The sequence below is a fragment of the Paractinoplanes globisporus DSM 43857 genome (genome assembly GCF_000379645.1).
Classification (GTDB): Bacteria; Actinomycetota; Actinomycetes; order Mycobacteriales; family Micromonosporaceae; genus Actinoplanes; species Actinoplanes globisporus.
Window position 1 is genome coordinate 45,553 of the sequence record NZ_KB903314.1, and the last position, 22,205, is coordinate 67,757.

A 22,205-nucleotide genomic window follows, 5' to 3' on the forward strand; every position below is an offset into this window, starting at 1 on the left:
GGACATGCTCAGTGCCGAGCAGAACAGGTTTCTGACCGAGGTCGGCCCGGGCACCCCCGCCGGCGAGTTGCTGCGGCGGTACTGGCACCCGATCGCCGTCGCCGACGACTTCTCCGAGTCCAAGCGCACCAAGCGGATCCGGGTGCTGGGCGAGGACCTGGTGCTCTACCGCACCGACGAGGGCGGGTACGCGCTCGTGCAGGAGGCGTGCGCGCACCGGCGGGTCTCGCTGTACTACGGCTTCGTCGAGGGTTGCGCGATCCGCTGCCCGTACCACGGCTGGCTCTACGACCAGGACGGCCAGTGCCTGGAGCAGCCGTTCGAGCAGGACAACCGGCGGGCCCGCGAACGCGTACGCATCCCTGCCTATCCGGTCCAGGAGTATCGCGGGTTGCTGTTCGCCTACCTCGGCCCGGGCGAGCCGCCGGTGCTGCCGCGCTGGGACGTCCTCGAGCGCACCGACGGGCAGCTGACCCTGTACGTCGAGGAGGACCTGCAGTGCAACTGGCTGCAGCCGATGGAGAACGCGGTCGACACCGTGCACACCTTCTGGCTGCACGGGCACACCATGCACCTCAAGGGCATCGACAAGGGCAAGTACTACTACCGCCCGATCGAGAAGTACGGCTTCGAGCTGTTCGAGTGGGGCATCATCAAGCGCCGGGTCTACCGCAACGCCGGCACCGACGACGTCGAGGAGGAGACCGGCCACCCGCTAGTGTTCCCCAACATCCTGCGGCTGCCCGAGGGCCCGCGCCAGGCGCTGCACTGGCGGGTCCCGGTCGACGACACCCGCACGATGCTGTTCCGGGCCGGGCTGCTGCCGACCCGCGACGGCTCGACGGTCGACGCCCCGCCGGTGGTCGAACGGATCGCCCGCGAGGTCGACGCCGACGGCGACCACGCGATGACCACGTTCTCCAGCCAGGACCGGATGGCCTGGGAGACCCAGGGCGACATCTACGACCGGACCCGGGAGAACCTCGGCGCCGAGGACAAGGGCATCGCCATGTACCGGCGGCTGCTGCGCGAGCAGATCCTCAAGGTGCAGAACGGCGAGGACCCGATGGCCCTGATCCGCGACCCGGCCAACGCCATGGTCAACTTCGAGGTCTCCACGGGACAGGCGCGTGCCGAGTACGCCGGCGGCTGAGCGGGTCGCGCTGGCGTGCCGCATCCTCGGCCGGCTCGGGCTGACCCGCGAGCCGGCCGGGCACGTCAGCGTCCGCGAGCCGGACGGCCGGGTGCTCATCAAATCCCGGGGCGCCGGGGAGTCGGGGTTACGGGACGCCACCGCCGAGGATGTGGTGTGGGCGGACGGCGACTCGGGCGTACCGAAAGAGGTCTTCATCCATCGCGCCCTCTATCGGGCCCGGCCCGACATCGGCGCGGTCGTGCACATCCACCCGCTGACCCCGGTGCTGTTCTCGGTCACCGGGGTGCCCCTGCTGCCGCTGGCCGGCGCCTATGACCCCCTGGCTCTGCGATTACTGCGCAAGGGCATTCCGCGGTACGAGCGTTCGGTGCTCATTGCCGACGACAGCCTCGGCGCCGACCTGGCGACGGTGATGGGTCCCGCCGACGCCGTCATCATGCGCGGCCACGGGATCACCGCGGCCGGCACCGATCTGGAGGAGGCCGTGGTCAACGCGATCAAGGTCAACGAGATCGCCGAGCTGAACTACCGGGCCCGGCTGCTCGGCCCGCCGACACCGCTCGACGACGCGGACCTGGCCACCTTCGGCGACCCGCCGCCGCATGTCGGGCGGCAGCACTACCTCTCGGCCTGGCGGCAGTATGCCAACGAGTGACGGCCTCCCCGACGACATCGTGCTCACCACCGCCGGCGCCGACATCGGCTCGGCCACCACGCACTTCGTGTTCGCCCGGATCGTGTTGCGCCGCAGCGGGTTCACGGCCCGGCACACCGTCGCCGAACGTTCGGTGCTGGCCCGGTCGGTAGTGGCGGCGACCCGGTTCGGGCCGGGCGGGCTGATCGATGCCGCCTTCGTCGACGGCGCCTACGACGACGCCCTCGCGGCGGCCGGACTGTCCACGTCGGACATCGACACCGGAGCGGTCATCGTCACCGGCGCCGCTGCCCGCAAGGCCAACGCCCGTACGGTGGCCGAGATATTCGCCCACCGAGCCGGCGGGTTTGTCTGCGCGGTGGCCGGCGACCATCTGGAGGCCCGGCTGGCCGCGTACGGGTCGGGGGCGGTCGCCGCGTCGCGGGCCGCGGGCAACCGGGTGCTGAACATCGACGTGGGCGGGGCCACGACGAAGCTGGCGGTCATCGAGAGCGGCGTCGTCACCACCACCGAGTGGGTGCCGGTCGGTGCGCGGCACACCGCCGATCCCGGGCCGGTGCTGCGGGCCGCGGGGCGGCTCGGCCGTTTCGACGAGGTGCGATTCTCCGGGGGAGTGGCGGAGTACATCTACGGCCGCGAATCGCGCGATTTCGGCGACCATGGCCGGTTGCTGGGCGCTGCCCTGCTCTCCCGTGCTCGGGAACTGCCCGGGCCGCTCGCGGACGCCCCGATCGGCATCCGCGCCACCGTCATCGGCGCCGCCCAGCACACCGTCCGGGTCAGCGGCAGCACCGTCCTCGCCGACGCCGTCCTGCCGCTGCGCAACCTGCCGGTCTGCCCGGTCCGCGCCCCGATCGGCGACGAGACCGGCGTCCACCGGGCGGTCCGGGCGGCGCTGAAACGGGCCGAGCCGGACGCGGCCCTCGCGCTGCGCTGGGACGGGCCGCCGACGTACGCCCGGCTGCGCGCGACCGCGGCCGGCCTGGCTGCCGCCGTACGGGAAATCCGTGGTCTTGATGTGTTGATCTGCCTGCTGGTGGACGGCGATGTCGGGCGCACCCTCGGCCTGCTGCTGCGCGAGGAGATCGGCTGGGCCGGGCCGGTGGTCTCGGTCGACGGGATCCGGGCCCGCGAGCTCGACCTGGTCGACATCGGCGCGCCGCTGACCGGCTCGACCGTCCTGCCGGTCACCGTGAAGTCCCTACTGTTCCACACAGCGGAATACTGATTTCAGACGTTCCGCTGACCGAGTCACCCTGCCTAGCCTGACATCACCACAACGAGAGGCCGGATTCCGATGTACATCGACGTCCACGGGCACATCAGCGCCCCCGCGGAGCTGTACGCCTACAAGGCGGGGCTGCTCTCGCACCGCGGCGCCCACGGCCGCGGCGGCGCGGGCCTCGACAAGGAGCAGGTCGTCACCGCGCTCGACGCTCCGAACAAGAGTTTCGGCGGCGTCTCGCACCGGGCCCACCTCGACGAGGCCGGCATCGACGTCCAGCTGGTCTCGCCTCGGCCGTTCCAGATGATGCACAGCGAGTCGCCGGCCAAGCTCGTCGAATGGTTCACCGCCGAGACCAACGACGCGATCCACCTCGCCTGCCAGGTCGAGCCGCGGTTCCGGGGCGTCGCCGGGCTGCCGCAGAGCATGGAGCTCGACCCGGCCGCCTGGACCGCCGAACTGCGCCGCTGCGTGACCGAGCTGGGCTTCGTGGGTGCGATGCTCAACCCCGATCCGTACGAGGGAACCGCCCAGCCCCCGGGCCTCGGCGACCGCTTCTGGTACCCGGTCTGGGAAGCGCTCTGCGAGCTGGACGTGCCGGTGCTGCTGCACTCGGCCGGGTGCCGCCCACCGGCCCGGGAGAGCTACTCGCTGCACTTCGTGCAGGAGGAGACCCTGGCCGTGGTCGGGCTCCTGCAGTCGAAGGTGTTCGCCGACTTCCCCGAGCTGAAGGTGATCGTCTCGCACGGGGGCGGCGCGATCCCGTACCAGAAGGGCCGTTTCTACGCCTCGGCCGTCCGGCAGGGCGCCACGTTCGAGGAGAAGCTGCGGCAGCTCTACTTCGACACCTGCCTCTACACCGCCGACGCCATCGAGCTGCTGATCCGTACGGTCGGGGTGGACCGGTGCCTGTTCGGCAGCGAGAAGCCCGGCACCGGCTCGGTCCGCGACCCCGGCACCGGCCGCTGGATCGACGACATCCACCTGCTGATCGGGGACATCGACTGGCTCACCGACGCCGACCGGGCCCGGCTGTTCGAGGGCACCGCCCGGTCGCTGTTCCGGCTGGACGCCTGAGGTGGCGATCCTGGCCTTCGGCGCGGGCACCTCGCACGGGCCACAGCTGAGCACGCCGCCTTCCCAGTGGGGACTGCGGGCATCGGCCGACCATCGGAACGCCGCACTGGCGTTTCGGGGCGGCGATTACACGTACACGGAATTGCTGGCCTTGCGGTCGCCGGGCTTCGCCGCCGAGATTTCTCCCGCCGCGCGGCATGCTGCCTGCCGCCAGGCCATCGATGAGCTGGGCGCGCAATTGAAAGACGCGGCACTGGACGCGCTGGTCGTGGTGTCCAGCGACCACAAGGAGGTGTACGGCGACGAGCTGCTGCCCCAGTTCGCCGTCTACTGGGGCGAGACCATGCGGCACGAGCCGCTCTCGCCGGAATCCCTCGATGCGATGCCGCCGGGGCTGGCCGTGGCCGAGGTCGCCAACGTGCCGGCCGAATCGACAGTCCGCAGTGGACACCAGCCGCTCGCCCTGCACCTGATCCGGCAGACCTCGGCCGCCGGCTTCGACCCGGCCGCCTCGCTGGCCCTGCCGGCCGGACGGCACGGCGACCACGGCATCCCGCACGGCTGGGGCTTCGTCTTCCAGCAACTGCTCGGCGGGGGCGAGACGCTGCCGACGGTGCCGGTGTTCGTCAACACGTTCTGGCAGCCCAATCCGCCGTCGGCCGCCCGCTGCTTCGATTTCGGCGTCGCCCTCGGCGCGGCCATCGAGAGCTTCTTCCCGAGCGACCTGCGCGTCGGCATCATCGCCTCCGGCGGGCTCAGCCACTTCGTCATCGACGAGGAACTGGACCGCGACTTCCTGCGCGCGCTGGCCACCCGGGACGCGGACCACCTGCGGGGGATCGAGGACGACCTGATGCGCTCGGGCACCTCCGAGCTGCGCAACTGGATCGTCGTCGCCGGCGCCCTGCATTCTTCGGATCTGCGGCCACGACTGCTCGCCTACGAGCCCTGCTACCGCACGGAGGCCGGCACCGGCTGCGCGATGGCGTTCCAGGTCTGGGAGCCGGCATGAGTGTGATCGGGCGGCTGCGCGCGCTGGACGTCTGCGCCGTCTCCGACGCCCTCGACACCCTCGGCCTGGCCGGCGTCGCCCTCGGCCCGCGCCCGGTCTGGCCCAGCCGTCGCGTCGTCGCCGGTCTGGTCCGCACCGTCCAGGCCGGCCCCCGCCAGGGGCCCGGGCCGTTCGACCACATCGCGGCCCGCGCCGTCGACGAGTCCGGCGGCGACCACGTGCTGGTCATCGCCAACGACGGCCGGCTCGACGTCTCCTGCTGGGGCGGCATCCTCTCCCGTGCCGCCCGGGCCCGCGGCCTCGCCGGTGTCGTCGTCGACGGCGCCTGCCGTGACGCCGGCGAGGCCGAGGAGCTCGACTTCCCGGTGTACGCCCGGGCGGTGGTGCCGATCAGCGCCCGCGGCCGCATCGTCCAGCTCGCGATGGACACCCCGATCACGGTCGCCGGGCAGGCCGTCACCCCCGGCGACTACGTCATCGCCGACGTCGACGGGGTCGCGTTCATCCCTTCGGAAAACGCGCTCGATGTCGTCGCCCTGGCCGAGCGCATCGCCGACCGGGAGACCCGGATGGCCGCCGACGTGCTGGCCGGCCGCCCGGTCGCCGCGGTGATGCACGACTCGCAGTTCCCCACCCTGGAGCAACCATGACCCACCTCCTCGCGGCCTACTCGACGGCGACCCTCTCCGACGGCCTCGACCGCCTCGGCCGGCCCGGATCGCTGCTCGGGCTGACCGGCCTGTTCCCCGGCGCCCGGCTGTCCGGCCGCGCCTACACCGTCCGCTACGTCACCGCCGGACACCCGGCCGGAACCGTCGGCGACTACCTCGACGAGGTCGAGCCCGGCCAGGTCGTCGTCCTCGACAACGGCGGGCGTACCGACTGCACGGTCTGGGGCGACATCCTGACCGCGATGGCCCACCACCGCGGCGTGTCCGGCACCGTCATCGACGGCGTCTGCCGCGACGTCGCGCGGGCCATCGGCACCGGTTACCCGATCTACAGCAAGGGCCGGTTCATGCGTACGGGCAAGGACCGTGTCGAGGTTTCCGACACCGGCCGCCCGGTGACCGTCGGCGGCGTCCAGATCGCCCCCGGCCAGCTGCTTGTCGGCGACGAGGACGGCGTGGTCGCCATCCCGGCCGACGTCGAGGACGACCTGCTCGACATCTGCGCCGAGATCCACGAACGCGAGGCCGGAATCGTCGCCGACATCCTCGCCGGCGGCACCCTCGCCGCCGCCCGCGCCCGGCACGGCTACCACGCCCTGCAGCGGAGCGCGTCGTGACCGCCGGGCTGCTTTCGCTCGGCACCGCCACGCTCTACGAGGCGTCGAAGCTCGACTGCATTCTTCCGCACCGCATCCGGCCCGCCTGGCCCGGCGCGGCGGTGGCCGGTGTCGCCCTGACCGTGGCCGCCCTGCCCGGCGACAACCTGGCCCTGCACCTGGCGCTCGAACAGGCCCGCCCGGGCGACGTCCTGGTGGTCGACGGGCGGGCCGCGGCCTTCGGCTACTGGGGCGAGGTGCTGGCCGAGGCCGCCCTGGCCCGCGGCGTGCTCGGCCTGGTCATCGACGGCGGTGTCCGCGACGTCGACCAACTGCGCGACCTGCCGTTCCCCACCTTCAGCACGCACATCGCCATCCGCGGCACCGTCAAGAACGGCACCGGCCCGATCGGCGCCCCGCTCCCGTTCGACACGGTCACCGTCCACCGCGGCGACACCATCGTCGCCGACGCCGACGGCATCGTCGCGCTGCCCGCCGCGGAACTGGACCGCATCACCGCCGCCGCGGTTGCCCGGGCCGACGCCGAAACCGAGTATCTGCGCCGGATCCGGGCCGGCGAGTCCACCATGGACATCTACGGGTTCGGCCGGCCATGACCGACGACCGGCAGCTGCGAGTGACCCAGGTGACGTGGGAGGCGGACGGCGTCCTCTCGCTCCGCCTGGCCGACCCCACCGGCGCCACCCTGCCGGCGTGGACCCCGGGCGCCCACATCGATCTGCGTCTGCCCAGCGGCCAGCTGCGCCAGTACTCCCTCTGCGGCGATCCGGGAGACCGCTCCTCCTACCGGATCGCCGTGCTCCGCGAGGAGGCCGGCCGCGGGGGCTCCCGCGAGGTCCACGAGACCCCGCTGGCCGGCCGCATCCTCCAGGTCCGCGGCCCGCGCAACCATTTCGAGCTGTCGGCGGCCCCGCGCTATCTCTTCGTGGCCGGCGGCATCGGGATCACGCCGATCCTCGCCATGGCGCGGGCCGCCTCTTCCCCCTGGACCCTCTGGTACGGCGGCCGCACCGCCACCGCCATGGCCTTCACCGACGCCCTCCCACCCGGCGACGTTCACCTGCACCCCCAGGACACGTCGGGGCTGCTGCCGCTGGCCGACATGGTCGCCGCCACGACTCCGGACACCGTCGTCTACGCCTGCGGCCCGGCTCCGATGCTCGACGCCCTGACCCAGGTCTGCGCGGCCGCGGGCCGCCGGCTGCGCCTGGAACGCTTCGCCGCGTCCGCCACCCCCGTTGCCGCCTCGGCCGACGACCGGCCCTTCGAGGTGGAGCTACGGCAGACCGGCGTGATCCTCCCGGTCCCGGCCCAGCGCACTCTGCTGGACGTGATCCTCGAGGCGGTCCCCGATGTGGCCTACTCGTGCGCGGAGGGCTACTGCGGCTCCTGCGAGACCAAGGTCCTCGACGGCGTCCCCGTCCACCGCGACACCGTTCTGACCGAGGACGAGCAATCGCGCAACGACGTCATGATGATCTGCGTGGGCCGTTCCCAGACCCCTCGCCTGGTCCTCGACCTGTAGCTGTCACACTCCGCCGTCCGGGACCGTCATACCAGTCATGAGATTCCGAACGTACGTCGAGCCGCCCGAACCCATGCGCGGCCTGGAAGTGCCGCCCGAGGTGGTGGAAGGGCTGGGCGGGGGCGCGCGCCCGCCGGTGACCATCACGGTGAACGGGCACACCTGGACGAGCCGTGTCGCCATCATGCGCGGCCGGCATCTCCTGGGCCTCAGCAATGCCAACCGGACGGCGGCGGGTGTGGCGATCGGCGAGGAGGTCGAGGTCGAGATCCAACTCGACACCGTGCCCCGGGTCGCTGTCGAGCCGGCGGACTTCACCGCGGCCCTCGACGCCGATCCGGCCGCGCGCGCCGGGTACGACCGGCTGACCGCCAGCCAGCAGCGCGAGCAGGTGCGCGCCGTCGAGAGCGCCAAGAAACCGGAGACGCGGCAACGGCGCATCGAAAAGGCCATCGCCGCCCTGCGAGGCTGATCAGGTCCGCGATCGCCTACCGGCCGCCTTCCTGGCCTCGGACCGAGACGGCTTCATGACCGGCGCGACCGTCGCGGTCGACGCCGGGCGCACCGCGATCCGACCGAGTGGCTGCGCGGCGCCGAGAGCGGTGGTCAGGCTCTGTTCGCCCTGCGTCGGCCGCTTGTCACGCACGGTCGCCCCAGTGGGCGGACTCGCCGGCTGGGCTGCGGCGCTGCGGCACCTGCCATGGGTTGTCGTCGCGCAGCGGTGCCGGGAGCAGGGTCGCCGGACAGTCCTGGTAGGTGACCGGCCGCAGGAAGCGGTCGATCGCCGCGGTGCCGACCGAGGTGATGGTCGGATTCGTGGTCGCGGGCCACGGGCCGCCGTGCTGCATCGCGGGAGTGACCGCGACGCCGGTGGGCCAGCCGTCGAACAGCAGGCGGCCGGCGCGGTCGTTCAGGGTGGTGATCACGTCGCGCAGCCACGGCGTGTCCTCACCGGCGCCGATGTGCAGTCCGGCGGCCAGCGAACCCTCGATCAGGTCGGCGAGGTGCTCGGCGAGCGGTTCGCCGGGGGTGTAGCGGACCACGATGGACAGTGGCCCGAACGCCTCCTCGAGCAGCGTGCCGCGATGCCGGGCGAGGGTGTCCAGGTCGGTCTCGACCAGCGTGGGGGAGGCGGTGAGCCCGGTGAGTTCGCCCGCCACGACGACCTCGACGCCGGGGGTGCCGAGCACTTCGGCGTGCCGCCGCGCGTACCCGTCGGCGATGCCGGAGTGGAGCAGCCGATGCGTTCCGGCCGCGGCGAAGGCGCCGGCGGCGCGGCCGGCGAACGTGCCGGGTGTGAAGAGCAGGCCGGGCTTGGTGCAGAGCTGGCCGGCCGAGGCGGTGACGCTGGCGGCGAAGCCCGCCGCGATCTGTTCGGCCCGCTCGGCCAGCGCGCCGGGCGTGACCACGACGGGGTTGAGGCTGCCCAGCTCGCCGTAGAACGGGATAGGCCGCGGACGCTCCGCGGCGATCCGGGCCAGTGCCCGGCCGCCGGCCTGCGAGCCGGTGAACGTCGCCGCGGCGATCCGGTCGTCGCGCAGGGCCGCGACACCCTCCGCCTGGCCGTGGATGAGGCCGAGCGCGTCCGCGGGCAGCCCGGTCGAGGCGATCGCCGCCCGCGCGACGGCGGCCGTGCGCTCGGACAGCCGGGGGTGGCCGGGATGGGCCTTGACCACCACCGGGCAACCGGCCGCCAGCGCGGACGCGGTGTCCCCGCCGGCCACCGAGAAGGCGAACGGGAAGTTGCTGGCCGCGAAGTTCAGCACCGGGCCGAGCGGCACCCGGTAGCGGCGCAGGTCGGGCCGCGGGCCGAGGACGAAGTCCGGGTCGGCGTCGTCGATGCGTACGTCCAGAAACTCGCCCGCGGCCGCGACGTCGGCGAAAAGCCGGAGTTGCACGGTGGTCCGCTTGATCTCGCCGCGCAGCCGCCCCTCGGCGAGGCCGGTCTCGGACTCGGCGAGCGGCACCAGCTCGTCAGCCGCGGCGGCGAGTGCGTCGGCCATGGCCACCAGGGCCCGAGCCCGGTCGCGCGGCGGCGCGGCGCCGAAGCCCGAGGAGGCCGCGGCGGCGAGAATTTTGTCGGTCATGAGCGAAACCTCGACATCAGAAGGCGAAACCGGTCGGGTACGGGTCGGACGGGTCGAGCAGGTACTGCCCGATGCCGGTGATCCAGGCGCGGCCGGTGATCGTGGGGACGACGGCGGGCGTGGCGCCGACGGCGGTCTCGCGGATCAGCCGCCCGGTGAACCGGCTGCCGATGAACGACTCGTTGACGAAGTCGTCGCCGAGCGCCAGCTCGCCGCGGGCCCACAGCTCGGCCATCCGGGCCGAGGTGCCGGTGCCGCACGGCGACCGGTCGAACCAGCCCGGATGAATCGCCATGGCGTGCCGGGAGTGCCGCGCGGTCGAGCCCGGCGCGATGAACTCGACGTGGTGACAGTGGTCGACGCCGTCGATCTCCGGATGCTTCGGCGGGTCCTGCTCGTTGATCGCCCGCATGATCGCGAGGCCGGCGTCCAGGATGTCGCGCTGGCGGGCCCGGTCGAACGGCAGCCCGACCGCGTCGAGGTCGACCATGGCGTAAAAATTACCCCCGAAGGCGAGGCTGTACGGGACGCTGCCGAGACCGGGCACGTCGAGCCGGGCGTCCAGCCGGTCGCAGTACGCCGGCACGTTCTCCAGCGTGACCGCGTCGGCGTGCCCGTCGCGCACCTCGACGGTCGCGATCACCAGGCCGGCCGGGGTGTCCAGGCGGATGGTGGTGACCGGCTCGGTGACCGTCACCATGCCGGTCTCGACCAGGACGGTCGCCACCCCGATCGTGCCGTGGCCGCACATCGGCAGGCAGCCCGACACCTCGATGTAGACCACGCCGAGGTCGGCGTCCGGGCGCGTCGGCGGCTGGAGGATCGCCCCGCTCATCGCCGAGTGCCCGCGCGGCTCGTTCATCAGCAACTCGCGGAGGCCGTCGAGGTGCTCGATGAAGTGCAGGCGCCGCTCGTTCATGGTGGCGCCGGGGATCGTGCCGACACCGCCGGTCACGACCCGGGTCGGCATGCCTTCGGTGTGCGAGTCGACCGCGGTGAACATCCGGGCGGCGCGCACGTCACGCCCCCAGACCAGCGATGGCCTGCTTGGTCTCGGCCTCGATCTGCGCTCGGTGCGAAGGGGTGAGGGGGCCGCGCGGCGGGCGGCAGGGACCGCCGTACCGGCCGGCCAGGTCCATGCTCAGCTTGATCGCCTGGACGAACTCGGTGCGCGAGTCCCAGCGGAACAGCGCGACGACTTTCTCATAGAGGGCCCGGGCCTCGGTGACCTGGCCGGCGAGCATGAGGTCGTAGATGCGCACCGACTCGGCCGGGAAGACGTTGGGGAAGCCGGCGAACCAGCCCACCGCGCCGTCAGCCATCAGCTCGAACAGCACGTCGTCGGCGCCGGCGATCACGTCGATGTCGCACTTCTCGCGGATCTCGAACAGCCGCCGTACGTCGCCGCTGAACTCCTTGACGGCGACGACCTGCGGAATCCGGGCGATCTCGGCGACCAGCGAGGGGACCAGGTCGACCTTCGTGTCGTACGGGTTGTTGTAGATCATCATGGGCAGGCCGGCCTCGGCGATCCGGGTGTAGTGCTCGACCACCTGGCTGTCGCTGGCCCGGTACATGGTCGGCGGCAGGGCGAGCACGCCGTTCGCACCGTCCTCGGCGGCCAGCTCGGCCCAGCGCCGGGCCTGATGCCAGCCGGGACCGTGCACCCCGGCCACGACCAGGCCGCGGCCGCCGACCGCCTCGACCGCCACCTGGACCACCCGGCGGCGCTCCTCGTCGGTCAGCGAGGAGTACTCGCCGAGCGAACCGTTCGGCCCGACCCCGTGGCAGCCGTTGCTGATCAGCCAGTCGCAGTGCTCGGCGTACCTGTCGTAGTCGACCGCGAGCCCGGCCGGCGCCGACGGGTCCTCGCGGTAGGGCAGGGCGGTGGCGACGATGACGCCGCGCAGGTCGGTGGTCACGCGTTCTCCTCGTGGTCCTCGTGGTGTGCGGCCAGCTCGCCGAGGCGCACGAGCGCCGCGACGGGGCGGTTCGCGGTACGGCCGGGGTCGAGCAGGCCACCGGTGTGGCGGTTCAGCAGTTCCTCGACGGTGCGGCCGCAGACGCGGCCCTGACAGGCGCCGAGCCCGGCGCGAGTGCTGAGCTTGAGCGAGCGCAGGCCGCGCGACCCGGTGGCCTCGGCGGCGGCGCGCAGGTCGCCGGCGGTCACGTCCTCGCAGCGGCAGACGAGGGTGTCGTCGGTGAGCCACCCGGTCCAGCCGGGGCGGATGCCGTGGGCCGCCTCGAGCCGGGCGGGAAAGCCGGTGAAGCCGCGGCGATCCGCCCCTCCGGCCGCCACCGTGCCGGCCACCGAACCCTCGGCGAGGGCCAGGTCGGCGCCGCCGATGCCGGTGATCTCGCCGGCCGCGAAGACGCCCGGCACGCTGGTGCGGCCCTCCGCGTCGGTGTGCACGCTGCCGTCCGGGTCGAGCCGACACCCGGCAGCGACGGCGAGCTCGGCGCGCGGGACGAAGCCGTGGCTGACGCAGACGGCGTCGGCCGCGATCCGCCGCTCGGTTCCGGGCGCCCAGTCGGGGCCGAGGCGGGCGACGGTCACCGCCTCGACCCGGCCGTCGCCGTGCGCGGCGACCACGCCGGTGGCAGCCCGGTAGGGGATGCGGTGGCGGATCAGGTCGCGGACGTACCCGGCGAGCTCGCCGGCCTTGCCCCGGCTGGCGAACAACTCGGCCGGGCGCGCCGTCCAGGCCCGGGCCAGCCGTGGCCACGGGTTGGCCTCCAGCACGCCGAGCACCCGGGCGCCGGTGCGGACCAGGCTCGCGGCGACCGGCAGCAGGAACGGGCCGGCGCCCGCCACGACGACCCGCCGGCCGACCGCGACGCGCTCGGCCTTCGCCAGCGCCTGGGCGGCCCCGGCGGTGAAGACCCCGGGGAGGTCCCAGCCGGGGAAGGGCAACGTTCTCTCGTACGCCCCGGTGGCGAGCACGAGCGCGCGCGGGGCGAACACCCGCTTCTCGCGCGCTGTCCCGTCGGCGGGGCCGACCAGGGCGTGGACGGTCGGCGGCCGGTCGTCGTGGCGCTCGACCAGCCAGACCTGGGCATCGGCGAGAAGCTCCTGGCCGCGAAGGCGAGCGAAGCGGTCCCAGCCGTGGTGCAGGATGCGCTCCCGGGCGGCGGGACGCTCGGCCGGGAGGTGCCGCCAGTACTGCCCGCCGGCGTCGGCGGCGGCGTCGAGCAGGACGACCTGTGCCCCGGCCCGGCGGGCGGCGGCCGCGGCGGCGAGCCCGGCCGGACCGGCGCCGACCACGAGCACGTCGGGGGTCTCGATCATCGTGGCTCGTCCGTCGTGGTGATCACGTCGCCGTCGGCGGCGCGCCGCTGGCAGGCCCGCACGTCGTCGACGCCGTTGACGGCGACCAGGCAGTCGTGGCAGACGCCGATGCCGCAGAAGACCCCGCGCGGCCGGCCGCTGCGGGAGGAGCGCCAGGTGCGGCGGCCGGCGCCGAGCAGCACACCGGCGACGGTCTGCCCGGCCAGACCGGGGACCGCCCGGCCGTCGACGACCAGCTCGATGGCGGTGGCCGGGCCGGGTCGCACCGGGTCGTCAGCGGGGTTCACATCAGTAGTATGTCACACACTACTGAAGCGATCTACGGCGAAAGGGCCGGCGGCCACCCTCGGCTCACGCCCGGTGAGCAGGTCGGCGACCAGCTCGCCGGTGGCGGTGGACAGCACGATGCCGGCGCCCTCGTGGCCGGTGGCGTGCCACAGGCCCGGCAGGCGGGGGTCGGGCCCGATGACCGGGAGGTGGTCCGGCACGAACGGGCGGAACCCGCCGTACGCCCGCATCACCGCGACGTCCGCGAGGAACGGGAACAGCACCAGAGCCTTGGCCGCGATCGCGGACAGCACCCGCGCCTCGATCCGCTCGTCGAAGCCGCGCCGCTCGCGCGACGATCCGATCAGTACGGTGCCCGCCGCGGTCGACTCCACCACGCTCGAGGTCTGCAGCGCGGCGTCGTCCGAGCCGACCGCGCCAACGTAGTCCGCGTCGTACACCTTGTGCCGGATCCGCTGCCGCATCCGGGTCGTGACCAGCAGCGTGCCGCGGCGCGGCCGCACCGGCAGCGCGACGCCGAGCCGCTCGGCGACCTGGGCCGACCACGGGCCGGCCGCCACGACGACGTGGTCGGCGCCGACGTCGCCGTCGCTGGTGCGGACCCCGGTCAGCCGGTCGCCGCGGCGCAGCGGACCGAGCACCTCGACACCCTGGCGCACCTGCGCGCCGGAGAGCCGGGCGGACGCCAGCAGGGCCTCGGTGGCGATCGCGGGCTGCACCTGGGCGTCCTGCGGATAGAACATGGCCGCGGTGTGGGCGGGGGTGAGATCGGGCTCCAGCTCCCGGCCGTCCACGGGGGTCGCCACCACTCCGGCTTCCCTCTGAACCGCGGCGAACTTGTGCAGGCCCGCGGCGCCGGACGAAGTGGTCGCCACGACCAGGCCGCCCTTCGGCTCGTACTCGATCGCGGGGAAGCCCGGCCCCAACTGCGCCGGAAGCGACTCGCGCAGCTCGGCCCAGAGGGTCAGGGAGCGCTGGGCGAGCTCCAGCTCGGGACCGGGGCCCTTGTCGGAGACCAGCAGGTTGCCCTCGCCCGAGGCTGACGTGCCGCCGGCCGATGCGGCCCGGTCGAGCACGGTCACCGACACGCCCGCCCGGGCCAGCTCGCGGGCGACGGCGGCGCCGATGACGCCGGCGCCGACCACCAGAACCTTCATCGCTCGGGCCGGCCGCTCCACCAGCCGGTGACGTGGCCGATGTGGCGGCGCATCAGCTCTTCCGCGGCGGCGCCGTCGCCGGCCGCGAGCAGGTCGAGCAGGGTGAGGTGCTCGGCCGAGGACGCGGCCAGCTCGGCGGTGCCGAGCATGCCCGCCAGGCCGACCAGGCGGGTCTGCTGGCGCAGGTCGCCCACCAGCGCGACCAGCCGGTCATTGCCGGTCAGGCTGAGCAGGTGCAGGTGGAAGCTGGTGTCGGCCGACAGGTACGTCCGCAGATCGGCGGCCGCGGCCCCGGACACGATCGCCTCGGCCTCGGTGCGCAGCTCGGCCAGCGTGGTCTCGCCGATCGCGCCGGCCAGCGTGCGCACGGCCGGCGCCTCGAGCCACTGGCGGATCTGGACGATCTCGGCGAGGTCCTGCTCGCCGACCTCGGTGACCCGGAAGCCCTTGTTACGGGCGATCTCGACGAGGCCGCGCTTCTCGAGGTTGAGCAGGGCCTCGCGCACCGGGGTGGGCGAGACGTCGAAGCGGACGGCCAGCGTGGGCGCCGTGAGCATGGTGCCCGGCGGGAACTCGCCGGAGACGATGGCGGACGACACCGCGTCCTCCACGATCTGGCGGAAACTGCCGGCGGCGCGCACGGGACCGATCGTCATTCCGGATTGCCTCCCCTAGTGGTATGTGACATGGTACTACCCGTGCTGGATGCGGAACAGGTGGCCTCGCTCGGCTTCCCGCAGGCGATCGCCGCGCTCCGCGCCGCCCTGGTCGCCGGCCTGGATCCCGAGACTGAGCCGGCCCGCGTGTCATTCCGGCTCGGCGGCGGCGAGATCCTCGTCATGCCCTCCGGCACCCGGGACCTCGCCGGGGTCAAGCTGGTCGGCGTCGCGCCCCGCAATCCGGCCCGCGGCCTGCCCCGCATCCACGGGATGTACGTGTTGTTCGACGCGCCGTCGCTGGTGCCCCGCGCGATCCTGGACGGCGCGGCGCTCACCGCCCTGCGGACGCCGGCGGTCTCGGCGCTCGGGGTCGACCTGGTCGCCCCGCCTGGCGCGAGCCGTCTGGTCGTCTTCGGCACGGGACCGCAGGCCCTCGGCCATGTCCGGGCGCTGTGCGCGGTCCGGCCGGTCGAGACCGTGCGGGTGGTCGGGCGCGACCCGGCTCGCACGGCGAACTTCGTGGACCGGCTCGGCCGCGACGGGCTGCGAGCGAGCGTGGCAGACGCCGGCGCGGTGGCCGAGGCCGATCTGGTGGCCTGTTGCACCACGGCCCGGGAGCCGCTGTTCCCCGGCCACCTGCTCGGTCCGGAAGCGGTGGTGGTCGCGGTCGGTTCGCACGAGCCGGACGCCCGCGAGGTGGACTTCGAGACCGTGCGCCGCTGCGGCACGCTGGTGGAGTCACGTGCGGTCGCCCTGCGCGAGGCGGGCGACATCGTGCAGGCCATCGCGGCCGACCCGTCGATCGCCGACCGCCTGACGACCTTCGCCGATCTGGTCCGGGATGCCGTCCCCGCCCGGCCACGGCTGATCAAAACCGTGGGGATGGGCTGGGAGGATCTCGTGGTTGCCGCCGCCGTCGTGGACGCCGTCGCATGAGGCTGTCCGTAATCGTCCTGCCCGACCGCCATCCCACCGGCACATTCCTGGCCGAGGTGGCCGAGGCCGAGCGGGCCGGGGTGCACACCGTCTGGACGTACGACCATCTCACCTGGCCGCTGCTGCACGATCAGCCCTGGTACGGCTGCGTGCCGCTGCTCGCCGCCGCCGCGGTGACCACCACGCGGGTCCGGCTCGGGGTGCAGGTCGCCACGCCGAACTACCGGCATCCGGTGCCGTTCGCCAAGGAGCTCATGACGCTCGACCAGCTCAGCGGCGGCCGGATCGAGGTGGGGCTGGGCGCGGGCACCGAGGGCCCGGACGCGGCCGTGCTCGGCGACCGGCCCCGCACGCCGCGGGAGCGGATGGACCGGTTCGCCGAGTGGCTCGGCCTGCTCGACACGCTCCTGCGCGAGCCGATCACCACCGTGCACGGCGAGCGGTACACCGCCGTCGACGCCCATCAGCTGCCCGGATGCGTGCAGACCCCGCGCGTGCCGTTCACGATCGCCGGCACGGGACCGCGCTCGCTGGGGCTCGCCGCCCTCTACGGCCAGGCCTGGGTCACGTACGGGCCGTACGGCCCGGAGGCCGGTCCGGACGAATGGTTCGCGGCGCTCGGGAAGCAGTCACGCCAACTGGGCGAGGCGGGCGCGCTGCGGCGGATCGCCCAGCTCGGGCTCGAGGCGGGGTGGCCGTTCGAGAGCGCGGACCGCTACGCCGACACCGTGGGGCGCCTCGGCGAACTGGGCTTCGACGAGGTGAGCGTGCACTGGCCCCGCCCGGACGGCCGTGGTGTGCCGCCCGGGGCCATGGGGTTCGTGCTGGCCGCGCACGGCCTCTAACCGACGACCTCGCCGGCCTGGATCACCGTGCGGTTGTGCGGGCCGGCCCACAGCACCGACGGATCGGCGAGCGGGTCGCCGTCGACGATGAGCAGGTCGGCGACGCAGCCCTCGGCGATCCGGCCGAGGTCGCCGCGGCCGATCAGGTCGGCGTTGACCGAGGTGGCCGACCGCAGCGCCGTCACCGGGCCGTCGACCTCGACCTGCAACCGCAGGCCCTGCAACTGCTCGTCCTCCAGCGCGCCCATCAGGTCGGTGCCGAAGCCGACGCGGACACCCGCGGACCGCGCGAGCTCGACCGCCGTGCGCCCGGCGTCGAGCACCTCGCGGTTCTTGCGTCGCGACACCTCCGGCATGCCGAGCTCGGCGCCGCGCCGTTCCATCGCGTCGTAGGCGGCCAGGGTGGGCACCAGGAACGCGCCGGCGGCGGCCATCGCCGCCGCGGTCGGGGCATCGAGCAGGTTGCCGTGCTCGACGGTGCGCACGCCGTTGTCGACCGCGTGCCGGATCGCCTCGGGGGAGTAGGCGTGCGCCGCGACGTAGCTGCCGCGCCGCGCCGCCTCCTCGGTGACCGCCCGGATCTCCTCGGCCGAGTACTGCGGGATGCGGATCGGGTCGGTCAGCGAGACCACCCCGCCGGACGCCATGATCTTGATGGCGTGGGCGCCCCGGCGGAGCCGGTCGCGGACCGCCACGCGCAGCGGGTCGACGCCGTCCACGATCTCGACGGTGTGCGCGCCGCAGCCGCAGACGTCGGAGTCGGCGGCCCGCACGTCGCCGTGGCCGCCGGTCTGGCTCAGCGCCGCCCCGGTCCACAGGTAGCGCGGCGCCGCGATCACCCGCTCGGCGATGGCCCGGGCGAGGCCGGCGTCGCCCCCGGCCGGGTCGCGCACCGTCGTGAAGCCGCGGGCCAGGGCCGCGGCCAGCCGTTTCGCGGCCATCAGCGCCACATAGCTGAGCGGGCGCGACTCCAGCGCGAGCATGTCCAGATCGATCCCGTACGCGTGGCAGTGCGCGTCGATCAGCCCGGGCAGCACGGTGCGGCCGCGCGCGTCGAGCACCCGGTCGGCCGGGCGGGCCGGGCCACCGACCGCCACGATCCGCCCGTCCTCGACGTGCACCGGCCCGTCGACCAGGCCGTCGGAGACCCCGTCGAAGACCGCGGCGTTGACGATCGAGAGGCTCACGACGACCGCCGCGCCGCGAACGTTCCGGGATCGACCACCACGCCGTAGTCGCGCAGCGCCGCCTCGACCGAGACGAAGCCGTTGCGCACGTCGGCCGCCACCCGGCCGGGGTCCCGTTCCCGCGGGTCGCCGTAGCCGCCTCCGCCGCCGGTGTTGTTCACCAGGACGTCCCCCGTCTCGAGCAGGTTGTAGCTGCCGCCGGTGACCGTCTCGCGGTCGGTGCCGGGGTTGAGCACGATGTGGTTGTTGTCGCCCTCGCGACCGCCCTTGATCGGCCACGGTTTCGTCTTCGTCTTGTAGACGATGCAGATGCCTGTGGACGGCGCGGTGAACCGGTACGAGCGGCCCACGCCCACACCGCCGCGGTGCTTGCCCGCGCCGCCGGTGTCCATGCGGTAACCGTACGACTCGATGAACATCGGCGACTTGGTCTCGAGCACCTCGACCGGGTTGTTGCGGCAGCCCGGCTCGGACAGGTGCATGATGCCGTCCGCGCCGTCGCCGCCCGCATGTCCGCCAAAGCCGACTGCCTCGTTGGTCGCCTCCAGCCACGCCTCGCCGTTGCGCGGGTTCACACCCAGACCCATCATCGAGCACACATCGCCGCCGGAGCAGGCCGGCACCAGCTCGGGCATGCCCTGGGCCAGGGCCTTGAGCACGACCTCACCGCCGAGCAGCCCGGTCCAGAGCGTGAAGGTGGGCATCGGCGGCACCGCGTGCATCACCGAACCGGGCTCGGTCACCACCCGCAACGGCCGGAAGTTGCCGGCCACCACCGGGGTGTCCGGCGTGGTGAGCGACTTGAAGATCAGGCTGCAGAACGCCTCCGTCTGGCCGACCGGCAGGTTGATCGGCCCGCGCACGTCCCGGTCGCTGCCGGTCCAGTCGATCACCATCTCGTCGTCGGTGACCGTGACCGTGACGTTCATCCTGATCATCCGGTCCAGGTCGACGCCGTCGGTGTCGACGAAGTCGTACGCGGTCCAGGTGCCCTTGGGCAGCTTGGCCAGCGCCAGGCGGGCCAGCCGCTCGCCGTGGTCGTTGATCGCCGCCATCGCCTCGGTGAGCGTGCCGGCGCCGTACTTCGCGGCGATCTCCTGGGTGCGCCGCACACCGGTGAAGCAGGCCGACACCTGTGCCTGCAGGTCGCCGATCGTGCGCTCGGGCATCCGGCTGTTGAACCGCACGACGTTGAACACGTCCTCGTTGACGACGCCCTCGCGGTACAGCTTGGCGGCCGCGAAGAAGATGCCCTCCTGGTACATGTCGGTGGAGTCGAGGACGTAGCCCGGATCCTTCTGCTTGAGGTCGAGCACGTGGATGCGGCAGGAGGCGAACCCGATCAGCTCGCCCTCGGCATGGATCGGGGCGAAGACCAGCGGGTCGAGTGTGTGCGCCGACGACCAGTACGGGTAGTTCAGCACGAACACGTCGCCGGGCAGCATCTTGCCGGCGCCGAGGAAGTCGACGGCCCGCTTGATGCCGTGGTCGTTGCCGCGGGTGAACACCGCGATGCCGGGCGCGTCGGCCACCACGTCGCCGTTCGCGTCGTGGATGCCGATGCCGTAGTCGTGGATCTCGTAGACCACCGTGTTGTAGGCGGTCCGGCACAGGTTGCGGGCCATCTCCTCGGCGCCGGCCAGCAGGCCGTGCCGGATGACCTCGGTGGTGATCGAGTCGATGGTGCTCATGAATCCGCCCTAACCGTGATGGTCATTTCGCCGTGCTCGCCCACGAGCAGCCGGTCGCCGGCGTGGATGACGGTGGTGGCCGTGTGCTCGTGGATGACCGCCGGCCCGGCGATCTCGTCGCCGGCCAGCAACGTCTCGCGGGTGTACAGGGCGTACGGCACGGCGGGTTGTTCCTCGGAGACATACACCTCGCGCGCGCCCTCGGATGCGAGCCCGCCCGATTCCCGGCGGGGCAGCGGCGGCAGCGCCGGTTTCTCGACCTGGCCGGTGGCCCGCAGCCGGAGCGTGGTGATCTCGATCGGGTCGTCCATGGTGTGGCCGTACTGCCGCTCGTGCAGCTCGGTGAACTCGCGTTCGACGCCGGCCGCGTCGTCCTGCAGCGGCACGGTGACGGTGTGCTCCTGTCCGGCGTAACGCACGTCCACGCTGCGGGTCAGCACCCGTTGCGAGACACCGAAGCCCTCCGCGCCCAGTGCCGTGGCGGCGTCGGCGGCCATCTCGGCGTAGCTCGCGGCGACCGCCGGCGAGTCCAGCTCGGCGAGCGGCATCACCGCCGTACGCGCGAAGTCGTGCTGCACGTCCGCGAAGAGCATGCCGAACGCGGAGAACGCGCCCTGGCCGGGCGGCACGATGACGGTCGGGATGTTGAGCTCGTGCGCGACGTCGACCGCGACGAGGCCGCCGCCACCGCCGAACGACAACAGCGCGAAGTCCTTCGGATCGCGGCCCACTTCGACCGTGATCGCCCGGACCGCTCCCATGATCTTGGTGGTGGAGATGCGGATGATGCCGCGGGCCAGCGCCAGCGGGGTCAGGCCGAGCTTGTCCGCGAGCGGTTCCAGCGCGCCGACGGCGAGCCGGTCGTCCAGCGTCAGCCGGCCGCCCAGGGCGGCGGTGGTGCCCATGTAGCCGACCGCGAGCGCCGCGTCGGTGAACGTCGGCTGGGTGCCGCCCTTGCCGTACGACGCCGGGCCCGGGTCGGCGCCCGCGCTCTGCGGTCCGACCTGCAGCGCGCCCGCGCCGTCCAGCCAGGCGATCGATCCGCCGCCCGCGCCGATGGTGTGGATGTAGAGCGACGGCGTGTTGATCGGCAGCTGCTCGAACTCGGCGCCCTGGTGCAGCACCGGCTCGCCGTCGATGACCAGCGACGCGTCCAGGCTGGTGCCGCCCATGTCGATGGTGATCAGGTTGGGCCGGTCGATCAGCGCGCCGAACGCGGTGGCGCCGATGACGCCACCGGCCGGGCCGGACAGGATCAGGCTGACCGGTTGTTCCCGGGCCGCGCTCGCGGTCATCGCGCCGCCGCCGGAGCGGGTCATCAGGAACCGGCCGGCGAAGCCACCGGCGGCCAGCTCACCCTCCAGCCGCTCGAGGTAGCGGCGCACGATCGGCTTGACGTACGCGTCGAGCACGGCCGTGCTGGTGCGTTCGTACTCGCGGTACTCCCGGGAGAGCTCGTGCGAGACGGTCACCGCCACCTCCGGCGCGACCTCGGCGAGGATCTCCCGCATGCGGAGTTCGTGCGCCGGATTGGCGTACGAGTGCAGGAAGGCCACCGCCACCGAGTCGTAACCGCGCTCGGCGATGGTCGCGGCCACCGCGCGGGCCGCCGCCTCGTCCAGCGGCCGGTGCACCGAGCCGTCGAACAGGCTGCGCTCGGGCACCTCGAACGTGTCGTACCGCTCGAGCAGGGCGGGCGGCGGACGGTAGGTGATGTCGTAGTTGGTGCGCCGGTCGGTGCGGCCGAGCAGGTAGACGTCGCGGAAACCGGCCGTGCCGACCACCGCGGTCCGGGCGCCCGTGCGGGTGAGCAGAGCGTTGAGCCCCAGCGTGGTGCCGTGGGTGAACATGTCCACCCGCGCCATCGGCGCCCGGGTAGTGCCGAAGGCGTCCAGGACACCCGCGGTCGGCTGGGCCGGGGTGGTCGGCACCTTGCCGAACCGGATCTCGCCGGTGGCCGGTGACAGCTCCACGACGTCGGTGAACGTGCCCCCGACGTCGATAGCCACGCGGCTGGTGCTGGTCATCGTCTTCGCCTTTCGCCGGGTACGCGCATGCGGCGGCGCGCGGCGCGAACGAAGGCGCCGGCGTGCGGCATGCGGATGCGTTGGCTGCCTGGGTCCCGGTG

At 73.2% G+C, this 22,205-nt stretch carries 22 protein-coding genes; 12 read left to right on the forward strand and 10 right to left on the reverse strand.

Annotated elements, in window-relative coordinates:
• Nucleotides 1–4 precede the first annotated feature (4 nt).
• The 10 genes from A3CQ_RS54335 (at nt 5) to A3CQ_RS0128230 (ending at nt 8,410) form a co-directional block, all read left to right on the forward strand.
• Nucleotides 5–1,153, forward strand: a complete 1,149-nt coding sequence (locus A3CQ_RS54335) for a Rieske 2Fe-2S domain-containing protein (RefSeq protein ID WP_020514299.1) — start codon at nt 5–7, stop codon at nt 1,151–1,153.
• Nucleotides 1,131–1,811, forward strand: a complete 681-nt coding sequence (locus tag A3CQ_RS54340; RefSeq protein WP_020514300.1) for a class II aldolase/adducin family protein — start codon at nt 1,131–1,133, stop codon at nt 1,809–1,811. The genes A3CQ_RS54335 and A3CQ_RS54340 overlap by 23 nt, the downstream gene beginning before the upstream one ends.
• Nucleotides 1,798–3,039 carry an ethanolamine ammonia-lyase reactivating factor EutA gene (locus A3CQ_RS54345; RefSeq protein WP_020514301.1) on the forward strand — a complete coding sequence of 414 codons (1,242 nt, stop codon included), beginning with the start codon at nt 1,798–1,800 and terminating at the stop codon, nt 3,037–3,039. The genes A3CQ_RS54340 and A3CQ_RS54345 overlap by 14 nt, the downstream gene beginning before the upstream one ends.
• Nucleotides 3,040–3,108: 69 nt before the next feature.
• Nucleotides 3,109–4,113: an amidohydrolase family protein gene (locus A3CQ_RS0128200; RefSeq protein ID WP_020514302.1), complete on the forward strand. Its 1,005-nt coding sequence runs from the start codon at nt 3,109–3,111 to the stop codon at nt 4,111–4,113.
• A 1-nt stretch (nt 4,114) separates the two neighbouring features.
• Nucleotides 4,115–5,125, forward strand: coding sequence for a DODA-type extradiol aromatic ring-opening family dioxygenase (locus A3CQ_RS0128205; RefSeq protein ID WP_020514303.1), 1,011 nt, complete (start codon nt 4,115–4,117; stop codon nt 5,123–5,125).
• Nucleotides 5,122–5,775, forward strand: a complete 654-nt coding sequence (locus tag A3CQ_RS0128210; RefSeq protein WP_020514304.1) for an RraA family protein — start codon at nt 5,122–5,124, stop codon at nt 5,773–5,775. The genes A3CQ_RS0128205 and A3CQ_RS0128210 overlap by 4 nt, the downstream gene beginning before the upstream one ends.
• Nucleotides 5,772–6,413, forward strand: coding sequence for an RraA family protein (locus tag A3CQ_RS0128215; protein ID WP_020514305.1), 642 nt, complete (start codon nt 5,772–5,774; stop codon nt 6,411–6,413). Before A3CQ_RS0128210 ends, A3CQ_RS0128215 begins: the two co-directional genes overlap by 4 nt.
• Entirely contained in the window at nt 6,410–7,009 is a 600-nt protein-coding gene (locus A3CQ_RS0128220) for a 4-carboxy-4-hydroxy-2-oxoadipate aldolase/oxaloacetate decarboxylase (RefSeq protein ID WP_020514306.1), read from the forward strand. Before A3CQ_RS0128215 ends, A3CQ_RS0128220 begins: the two co-directional genes overlap by 4 nt.
• Nucleotides 7,006–7,938 (forward strand): PDR/VanB family oxidoreductase, encoded by a 933-nt coding sequence (locus A3CQ_RS0128225; protein WP_020514307.1) that lies wholly within the window; start codon nt 7,006–7,008, stop codon nt 7,936–7,938. Before A3CQ_RS0128220 ends, A3CQ_RS0128225 begins: the two co-directional genes overlap by 4 nt.
• A gap of 37 nt (nt 7,939–7,975) precedes the next feature.
• Nucleotides 7,976–8,410, forward strand: a complete 435-nt coding sequence (locus tag A3CQ_RS0128230; protein ID WP_026206286.1) for a YdeI/OmpD-associated family protein — start codon at nt 7,976–7,978, stop codon at nt 8,408–8,410.
• A gap of 166 nt (nt 8,411–8,576) precedes the next feature.
• Here the strand turns inward: A3CQ_RS0128230 and A3CQ_RS54350 are convergent, their stop codons facing one another.
• The 7 genes from A3CQ_RS54350 to A3CQ_RS0128270 are packed head-to-tail and all read right to left on the reverse strand — an operon-like array spanning nt 8,577 to nt 15,415.
• Nucleotides 8,577–10,025 carry an aldehyde dehydrogenase (NADP(+)) gene (locus A3CQ_RS54350; protein ID WP_020514310.1) on the reverse strand — a complete coding sequence of 483 codons (1,449 nt, stop codon included), beginning with the start codon at nt 10,023–10,025 and terminating at the stop codon, nt 8,577–8,579.
• A 16-nt stretch (nt 10,026–10,041) separates the two neighbouring features.
• Nucleotides 10,042–11,043, reverse strand: coding sequence for a proline racemase family protein (locus A3CQ_RS0128245; RefSeq protein ID WP_020514311.1), 1,002 nt, complete (start codon nt 11,041–11,043; stop codon nt 10,042–10,044).
• Between the two features lies 1 nt (nt 11,044).
• Nucleotides 11,045–11,947: a dihydrodipicolinate synthase family protein gene (locus A3CQ_RS0128250; RefSeq protein WP_020514312.1), complete on the reverse strand. Its 903-nt coding sequence runs from the start codon at nt 11,945–11,947 to the stop codon at nt 11,045–11,047.
• A complete protein-coding gene (locus tag A3CQ_RS54355; protein WP_020514313.1) occupies nt 11,944–13,314 on the reverse strand; it encodes an NAD(P)/FAD-dependent oxidoreductase in 1,371 nt (456 codons plus the stop codon). The genes A3CQ_RS0128250 and A3CQ_RS54355 overlap by 4 nt, the downstream gene beginning before the upstream one ends.
• A complete protein-coding gene (locus A3CQ_RS0128260; protein ID WP_020514314.1) occupies nt 13,311–13,601 on the reverse strand; it encodes a (2Fe-2S)-binding protein in 291 nt (96 codons plus the stop codon). The genes A3CQ_RS54355 and A3CQ_RS0128260 overlap by 4 nt, the downstream gene beginning before the upstream one ends.
• 12 nt (nt 13,602–13,613) lie before the next feature.
• Nucleotides 13,614–14,759 (reverse strand): NAD(P)/FAD-dependent oxidoreductase, encoded by a 1,146-nt coding sequence (locus tag A3CQ_RS0128265; RefSeq protein ID WP_040433073.1) that lies wholly within the window; start codon nt 14,757–14,759, stop codon nt 13,614–13,616.
• A complete protein-coding gene (locus A3CQ_RS0128270) occupies nt 14,756–15,415 on the reverse strand; it encodes a GntR family transcriptional regulator (RefSeq protein WP_020514316.1) in 660 nt (219 codons plus the stop codon). Before A3CQ_RS0128270 ends, A3CQ_RS0128265 begins: the two co-directional genes overlap by 4 nt.
• A gap of 42 nt (nt 15,416–15,457) precedes the next feature.
• Between A3CQ_RS0128270 and A3CQ_RS0128275 the strand changes: the two genes are divergently transcribed.
• Both A3CQ_RS0128275 and A3CQ_RS0128280 read left to right on the forward strand, forming a co-directional pair.
• Entirely contained in the window at nt 15,458–16,354 is an 897-nt protein-coding gene (locus tag A3CQ_RS0128275; protein WP_020514317.1) for an ornithine cyclodeaminase family protein, read from the forward strand.
• Nucleotides 16,351–17,199 carry an LLM class flavin-dependent oxidoreductase gene (locus tag A3CQ_RS0128280; protein ID WP_020514318.1) on the forward strand — a complete coding sequence of 283 codons (849 nt, stop codon included), beginning with the start codon at nt 16,351–16,353 and terminating at the stop codon, nt 17,197–17,199. The genes A3CQ_RS0128275 and A3CQ_RS0128280 overlap by 4 nt, the downstream gene beginning before the upstream one ends.
• Here A3CQ_RS0128280 and A3CQ_RS0128285 read toward each other — a convergent pair.
• Genes A3CQ_RS0128285 through A3CQ_RS0128295 form a run of 3 tightly spaced genes read right to left on the reverse strand, consistent with a single transcriptional unit; the run spans nt 17,196 to nt 22,104 of the window.
• A complete protein-coding gene (locus A3CQ_RS0128285) occupies nt 17,196–18,386 on the reverse strand; it encodes a metal-dependent hydrolase family protein (RefSeq protein WP_020514319.1) in 1,191 nt (396 codons plus the stop codon). The genes A3CQ_RS0128280 and A3CQ_RS0128285 overlap by 4 nt on opposite strands.
• Entirely contained in the window at nt 18,383–20,077 is a 1,695-nt protein-coding gene (locus A3CQ_RS0128290) for a hydantoinase B/oxoprolinase family protein (RefSeq protein ID WP_020514320.1), read from the reverse strand. Before A3CQ_RS0128290 ends, A3CQ_RS0128285 begins: the two co-directional genes overlap by 4 nt.
• The gene (locus tag A3CQ_RS0128295; RefSeq protein ID WP_020514321.1) at nt 20,074–22,104 is read right to left on the reverse strand and encodes a hydantoinase/oxoprolinase family protein; all 2,031 of its coding nucleotides are present in this window, start codon (nt 22,102–22,104) and stop codon (nt 20,074–20,076) included. The genes A3CQ_RS0128290 and A3CQ_RS0128295 overlap by 4 nt, the downstream gene beginning before the upstream one ends.
• Nucleotides 22,105–22,205: the final 101 nt, after the last annotated feature.